At 70.0% G+C, this 6378-nt stretch carries 8 protein-coding genes; all 8 read right to left on the reverse strand.

Annotated features, from left to right (window positions below; genetic code table 11):
• Positions 1–338: 338 nt before the first annotated feature.
• Positions 339–998, reverse strand: coding sequence for a protein-L-isoaspartate(D-aspartate) O-methyltransferase (locus VJS38_RS19800; protein WP_324089869.1), 660 nt, complete (start codon positions 996–998; stop codon positions 339–341).
• A gap of 2 nt (positions 999–1000) precedes the next feature.
• On the reverse strand, positions 1001–1777 hold the full coding sequence (gene surE, locus VJS38_RS19805; protein WP_324089870.1) for a 5'/3'-nucleotidase SurE: 777 nt from the start codon (positions 1775–1777) through the stop codon (positions 1001–1003).
• On the reverse strand, positions 1774–3054 hold the full coding sequence (gene serS, locus VJS38_RS19810) for a serine--tRNA ligase (RefSeq protein WP_324089871.1): 1281 nt from the start codon (positions 3052–3054) through the stop codon (positions 1774–1776). Before serS ends, surE begins: the two co-directional genes overlap by 4 nt.
• A gap of 77 nt (positions 3055–3131) precedes the next feature.
• Positions 3132–4058, reverse strand: coding sequence for a twin-arginine translocase subunit TatC (gene tatC, locus VJS38_RS19815; protein ID WP_324089872.1), 927 nt, complete (start codon positions 4056–4058; stop codon positions 3132–3134).
• Entirely contained in the window at positions 4055–4561 is a 507-nt protein-coding gene (tatB, locus tag VJS38_RS19820; protein WP_324089873.1) for a Sec-independent protein translocase protein TatB, read from the reverse strand. Before tatB ends, tatC begins: the two co-directional genes overlap by 4 nt.
• Before the next feature lie 53 nt (positions 4562–4614).
• Positions 4615–4821 (reverse strand): twin-arginine translocase TatA/TatE family subunit, encoded by a 207-nt coding sequence (locus VJS38_RS19825; protein WP_324089874.1) that lies wholly within the window; start codon positions 4819–4821, stop codon positions 4615–4617.
• 126 nt (positions 4822–4947) lie between these two features.
• A complete protein-coding gene (gene scpB / locus VJS38_RS19830) occupies positions 4948–5586 on the reverse strand; it encodes an SMC-Scp complex subunit ScpB (RefSeq protein ID WP_324089875.1) in 639 nt (212 codons plus the stop codon).
• A partial coding sequence (locus VJS38_RS19835; protein ID WP_324089876.1) for a ScpA family protein occupies positions 5583–6378 on the reverse strand: 796 nt, incomplete at its 5' end. The genes scpB and VJS38_RS19835, both read right to left, overlap by 4 nt.

Here is a 6378-nt window from a genome sequence, read left to right on the forward strand (position 1 = left end):
CAGGAGCAGGCGTCGGAGCTGGCGCCGATGGCGAGGTGGCGGGCGCCGGCGGCGTCTCGGGCGCGCGAACCGGATAGCTGGGCCGGAGCGCGTCGGAATCCGTGGTCGAGCATGCGCCGAGCGCCCCGGTCGCAAGCGCGATCAGGGCCGTCCGCTGCAGGAAATGCGTCATCACCGCTCCGGAATTGGGCATCTGCGTGAAAAAGGAATCAGTCGGGGAGCGTGGCGATCATCGGCCAGGGCGGCTTCGAGAGCCAACCCGCAAACCGCCGCAGTCGTCCGTCCCGAAACCGAAAGCCGCCCTGTGTGTCTCTAGAGCAGGCTTCCACCTCAACACGCTACGGCTCCTTGGCCACGCCTTCCAGCAGCGGCACGAAACGGACATCGATCAGATCTTCCACCTGGAAGCCGCCCTTGCCGTCGCCGGTGTAGCGGCGCAGCGTCTGGACCGGTCCCCGGCCGATCGGCGCCACGAGGATCCCCGCGGGCTTCAGCTGCTGCAGCAGGGCTGTGGGCTCTCCGGGCGCCGCCGCCGTGACCATAATGCGGTCAAAAGGCGCCTGCTCGGGCCAGCCCTCGCCGCCGTCCCCGAAGCGGGTGATGACGTTGGTCAGCTCGAGCTCCTTGAAGCGCGCCTCGGCCTCCCGCATCAGCGTGCGGTAGCGCTCGACGGTGTAGACCAGCCGCGCCAGCTTGGAGAGGATCGCCGTCTGGTAGCCCGAGCCGGTGCCGATCTCGAGCACCCGCGAGCGCCGGTCGAGCTTCAGCGCCTGGGTCATCAGGCCGACAATGAACGGCTGGCTGATGGTCTGGCCGCAGGCGATCGGCAGGGCCGAGTCCTCGAGGGCGCGTTCCCGGAACAGCTCCGGCGTGAACAGCTCCCGCGGCGTTCCCTCGATCACCTTCAGCACCCTGGGCTCGGTGACCCCTTGCGTGCGCAGCGCCAGGATCAGGCGCGCCATCCGCGCTTGCGGCGTCTCCTCGTGCGGCTCGCTCATCCTTAGAGCCTCGGCGGCGCCCCGCCCAGCACGCCCTTGAGATCGTGCACGGTGGGCTGGTGGGTCAGGTCGATGTGCAGCGGAGTCACCGAGATGCGGTTCTCGTAAAGCGCCCGAAGGTCGGTCCCTTCGGCCGGCTTGGACCGCTCGTGGCGGAAGCCGATCCAGTAGTAGTCCCGCCCGCGCAGGTCGGTGCGCTTTTCCGCATGGCGGATCTGCACGTCGCGGAAGCCCTGGCGCGTGACCTCCACCGCCGTCACCTCGTCGACCGCTATGGCGGGGAAGTTGAGGTTCATGACCACGTCGGCCGGCCAGCCGACCTCGACCAGGCGCTTCAGGATGCCCGGCGCGTAGGCCTCGGCCACCTGGAAGAAGCGCTCGTCGGGGACGTAGCCGCCCATCTGCGAGAGGGCGACGCCCGGCACGCCCAGCGCCATGGCCTCGATCGCCCCGGCGACCGTGCCCGACATGGTCACGTCCTCGGCGAGGTTCGCGCCGCGGTTCACGCCGGAAAGCACGAGGTCGGGTCTCGCGCCCGTGACCAGCTCGTGGATCGCCAGCATCACGCAGTCGGTCGGCGTCCCCGTCGTTGAGAACTTGCGCTCGCCCACGTGCCGCACGCGCACCGGGTCGGCCAGGGTCAGGGCCCGGCTCGCGCCCGACATCTCGTACTCCGGCGCGCAGACCCAGACGTCGTCGGTCAGATTGCGGGCGATCCGCTCGAGCGCCGCCAGGCCCGGCGCATGGATCCCGTCGTCGTTGGTCAGCAGGATCCTCAACGCGCCGCCTCGATGTGCGTCAGCCCGGGCAGGTAGGGCCTTAGCGCCTCGGGCACCGCGATCCGCCCGCCCTCGTCCTGATAATTCTCCAGGATCGCGACCAGGGTGCGGCCGACCGCGAGGCCCGAGCCGTTCAGCGTGTGGACGAAGCGCGTGCCCTTCTCGCCGGCGGCCTTGGTGCGCGCGTCCATCCGCCGGGCCTGGAAGTCGCCGCAGTTCGAGCAGGAGCTGATCTCGCGATAGCGGCCCTCCGAGGGGATCCAGACCTCCAGGTCGTAGGTCTTGCGGGCGGCGAAGCCCATGTCGCCGGTGCACAGCAGCATGGTGCGGAACGGCAGCTCCAGCCGCTTCAGCACCGTTTCGGCGCAGCCGACCATCCGCTCGTGCTCTTCGTCCGACTGCTCGGGCGTGGTGATGGAGACCAGCTCGACCTTGTAGAACTGGTGCTGGCGGATCATGCCGCGGGTGTCGCGGCCCGAAGCGCCCGCTTCGGAGCGGAAGCACGGCGTCAGCGCCGTCAGCCTGAGCGGCAGCTCCTCCTGCGGGGTGATCTGCTCCCGCACGAGGTTGGTCAGCGAGACCTCGGCGGTGGGGATCAGCCAGCGGCCGTCGGTGGTGTGGAACAGGTCCTCGGCGAACTTCGGCAGCTGGGTGGTGCCGAACGCCGCCTCGTCGCGCACCAAGAGCGGCGGCGAGACCTCGGTGTAGCCGTGCTCGGTCGTCTGCAGGTCGAGCATGAACTGGCCGAGCGCCCGCTCGAGCCGGGCGAGCTGGCCCTTGATCACGACGAAGCGCGAGCCGCTCATCCGGGCGGCGGCCTCGAAGTCGAGCATCCCCAGGGCCTCGCCGAGGTCGACGTGGTCCTTGGGGCTCACGATCGCGCGCGGCTCGCCCCAGCGGCGCACCTCGACATTGGCTTCCTCGTCCTCGCCGGGCGGCGCCTCGGGGGCCGGCAGGTTCGGCAGCGCCGCCAGCATCTGGCGCAGCAGCTCGCCGACCTCGCGCTCGACCTCGGCCTCGTCCTCGAGCGTCTTCCTCAGCGTCTCGACGTGGGCCATCAGGCGGCTCGCCTCGGCCTCGTCCTTCCTGGCCTTGGCCTGGCCGATCTTCTTCGAGGATTCGTTGCGCTCGGCCTGGGCCGCCTGCAGCGCCGTCTGCGCCGCGCGCAACTTCGCATCGAGGTCGAGGATCTCGGCGACGCGGCCGGACATCCCCTTCGCCGCCCAGTGCTTTTCATAGAGCTCGGGGGTTTCGCGAATGGCTCGGATGTCGTGCATGGCGACCGCTGGCGACGGATGAGGCGGACCTGTCTAGAGCGCGTCGGCGGACCGGCCAAGCGGAGAGTGAACGACGCCTAGACGACCGCCACTTCCTTCCCCGCCTCGTCCTTCGCCCGGCGCAGCTCGATGAGCTTCACGCAGCCGACCGAGGCGAAGTAGAGCAGGATGATCGGCAGCGCGAGCAGGGTCTGGCTGATGGGGTCCGGCGGGGTCACGATGGCGGCCACGACGAACACGCCGACGACCGCATAGCGCCAACCCGAGAGCAACGTCTTGGCCGTGACCATCCCGGCCATGCCCAGGAGCGTCAGCACCACCGGCAGCTGGAAGCAGAGGCCGAACGCCAGCACGAGCGTCGTCACCAAGCTGAAGTAGTCGGAGACCTTCGGCAGAAGCTGCACCGAGATCGCGCCCGCGCCGACGATCTGCTGCGAGAGCGAGAACCACAGCACGAACGGCAGGATCATGTAATAGACCAGCGCCGCGCCGGCGATGAACAGCAGCGGCGCGGCGATCAGGAACGGCAGGAAGGCGCGGCGCTCGCGCTTGTAGAGGCCAGGCGCCACGAAGGCGTAGATCTGCCAGGCCAGCACCGGGAACGAAAGCGCCACCGCCCCCAGGCCCGCGAGCTTCATCTTGGTGAAGAAGAACTCCAGCGGGGCGGTGAAGACCAGGCTCGTCACCTTGCCCGGCGGCGGCGGCAGGTCGATGGCGCCGACGAGCGCCAGGAACATGTTCTTCGCCCCGGTCAGCACGCCCAGCAGGTCGAAGGCCGCGCTGGGATGGGCCGCCTCGGCCTCGCGGATCGCCAGCAGCTGGGCGGCGATCGAGAACGGGTGCAGCAGCAGGTTGAAGATCTGGGTGGCGAAGGCGAAACAGATCGCGAAGGCGACGCCCAGCGCGACGATGCAGACGATCAGCCGCTTGCGCAGCTCGATCAGGTGGTCGAGCAGCGGCGCGCGCGACGCCTCGATCTCGGATTCGTCGGTCTCGTAGCTCACGCCTTCGGCTCCGAAGGCTTGCGGGTGCGCGGCTTGGCCGGCGCCTTGGCGGTCTTGGCGGACGCAGCTTTCGCCGCGGCGGCCTTGGGCGTCTTGGCCGCGGTCGTGCGTTTCGCCCGGGGTTTGGGCTTGGGCTCAGGCGCGGGCTCGGAAGGCGCCTCGTAGTAGGGCGCGGCGGTCTGCGCGCCGACCTCGGAGCCGATGCCGCTCAGGGTCTGGTGGATGTCGGTGAAGGCCTCGTGCACATCGGCTTGGCCGGCCTGGGCGGCGACATCGGCGATCTGCGCCTTGCGCATCGCCTCGACTTCCTTGCGCAGTTCGTCGAGCTCCGACTGGCGGGCCATCTCGTCGAAGCTGGCGCGGAACTCGGCCGCCATCGCCCGCATCCGGCCGAGGAACTGGCCGAGCTTGCGCATCAGGATCGGCAGATCCTTCGGCCCGACCACGACGAGCGCGACCGCCGCGGCCAACAGGAATTCGAGGGCGCGTCCTTCAGGAAACATGACGGCGGCTTACGCGCTTCGCCGCCTCGCGAGAAGCGGCCGCGCGCGTGACCTCAGCTCTGCGCCTTGTCCTTCTCGGTCTCGCTGGGCAGCGGCTTGGCGGCGGCTTCCTGGTGCTCGCCGTCCTTCAGGCCCTCGCGGAAGGCCTTGATGCCCTTGCCGGCGTCGCCCATGAGGCCGGACAGCTTGCCGCGGCCGCCGAAGACCAGGGCTACGATGGCCAGCACGATCAGCCAGTGCCAGATGGAAAGAGAGCCCATATCGGCGAATACTCCATGTGCCGCGACGCAGGCTTTTTGCGCCCGGCGCTAAGATTCAGCAGGTTATATAGTCGCTCGCCGCGCGATACGCCATCGGCGCGCGGCGCGTCAGTTCCCCGCGGCCCCTCACCCCTCCCCGCCGACGAAATCGACATGGAATTCAGGCGCCTCGCCGTCCAACGGATCCTCGTCGAGCACCGGCGCTTCAGGGTTCGGCACCTCGAAATCCGCCGGCAGGTCGAGCGACAGGAGGCCCGCGGCCTTCATCTCCGCCATGCCCGGCAGGTCGGCGAGGCTGGGCAGCCCATAGTGCTCCAGGAAGGCGTCCGTCGTGCCGTAGGTGACCGGCCGACCGGGCGTGCGCCTGCGCCCCCGCATCCGCACCAGGCCGAGCTCGAGCAGCACGTCCAGCGTGCCCTTGCTGGCCTGGACGCCGCGCACCGCCTCGATCTCGGCCCGGGTGACCGGCTGGTGGTAGGCGATGATCGCCAGGGTCTCTTGGGCGGCCTTGGAGAGCCGCCGCGGCTCGTCCTTCTCCTCGGTCATCAGCCAGGCGAGATCGCCGGCGGTCTGGAAGCGCCAGCGCTCGGCGACGCAGACCAGCTCCACCCCGCGGCCGGCGTAGCGCGCCTGCAGCGCCGCGATCGCGGCAGCGACGTCCGCGCCCTCGGGGAGCCGCCGCGCCAAGTCGGTCTCGCTCAACGGGCCCGCGGCGGCGAAGAGCAGCGCCTCGACCTCGCGTTCGGTCTCTTCGGCCTCGTTCATGGCCGAGTCTCGCGCGCCCGGACGTAGATGTCGGCGAAGGCCTCCAGCTGGCGGGCCTCCATGGCGCCTTCCTTCACCAGTTCCAGGCTGGCCGAGAGCGTGGACGCCACATAGGAGGCGCGCGACGGCCCCGGCCCGGCCGAGCCCATCGGGGCGACCCCTGTCAGCGAGGTCCAGCGGTCGAGGTCCGGCAGCAGCTTGCGCAGCCGATCGCGCGCGTCCTCCAGCGGATAGGCTTGCGGCGGACGCGGCGTGTAGTGGCGCTTCGCTTCCTTCACCCGCTGGCCGATGTAGGCGCTCATCAGCTCGTAGAGGTTGCCGTCGATCCGGCCGCTGGGGAGCACCTTGATCGCCTGTGGATCGCCGCGGCCGAAGACGTCGCGGCCAAGCTGGGCCCGGGTCTTCAGCGCCTCGCCGGCGTTGCGCATGGCGTCGAGCTTGGCCAGGCGCCAGGCGAGCCGGGCCGCAACCTCCTCGGCCGGCGGCTCCTCGCCTTTCGGCCGCTGCGGCTTGGGCAGGAGCAGGCGCGACTTCAGATAGGCGAGCCACGCGGCCATCACCAGATAGTCCGCCGCCAACGAGAACCGCCGGCGCCGCGCCTGCTGGACGAAAGCGAGGTACTGCTCGGCGAGCTTGAGCACCGACAGCTGCAGCAGGTCCACCTTCTGGCTGCGGGCCAGCGCCAGCAGCACGTGCAACGGGCCTTCGTAGCCTTCCAGGTCGACGATCAGGGCCTCGCCGTCCTCGGCGGCGCTCGCCGCGGCGGTGAAGTCCAGGTTCGGCTGGAACGGC

This window comes from Phenylobacterium sp. (genome assembly GCF_035276905.1).
In the GTDB taxonomy this organism is placed as follows: domain Bacteria; phylum Pseudomonadota; class Alphaproteobacteria; order Caulobacterales; family Caulobacteraceae; genus Phenylobacterium.

Bases quoted from the DNA above. Each gene is read 5' to 3' on its own strand.
- tatB (WP_324089873.1), bottom strand. From the start codon at position 4,561: ATGTTTCCTGAAGGACGCGCCCTCGAATTCCTGTTGGCCGCGGCGGTC.
- VJS38_RS19800 (WP_324089869.1), bottom strand. From the start codon at position 998: ATGAGCGAGCCGCACGAGGAGACGCCGCAAGCGCGGATGGCGCGCCTG.
- serS (WP_324089871.1), bottom strand. From the start codon at position 3,054: ATGCACGACATCCGAGCCATTCGCGAAACCCCCGAGCTCTATGAAAAG.
- VJS38_RS19825 (WP_324089874.1), bottom strand. From the start codon at position 4,821: ATGGGCTCTCTTTCCATCTGGCACTGGCTGATCGTGCTGGCCATCGTA.
- scpB (WP_324089875.1), bottom strand. From the start codon at position 5,586: ATGAACGAGGCCGAAGAGACCGAACGCGAGGTCGAGGCGCTGCTCTTC.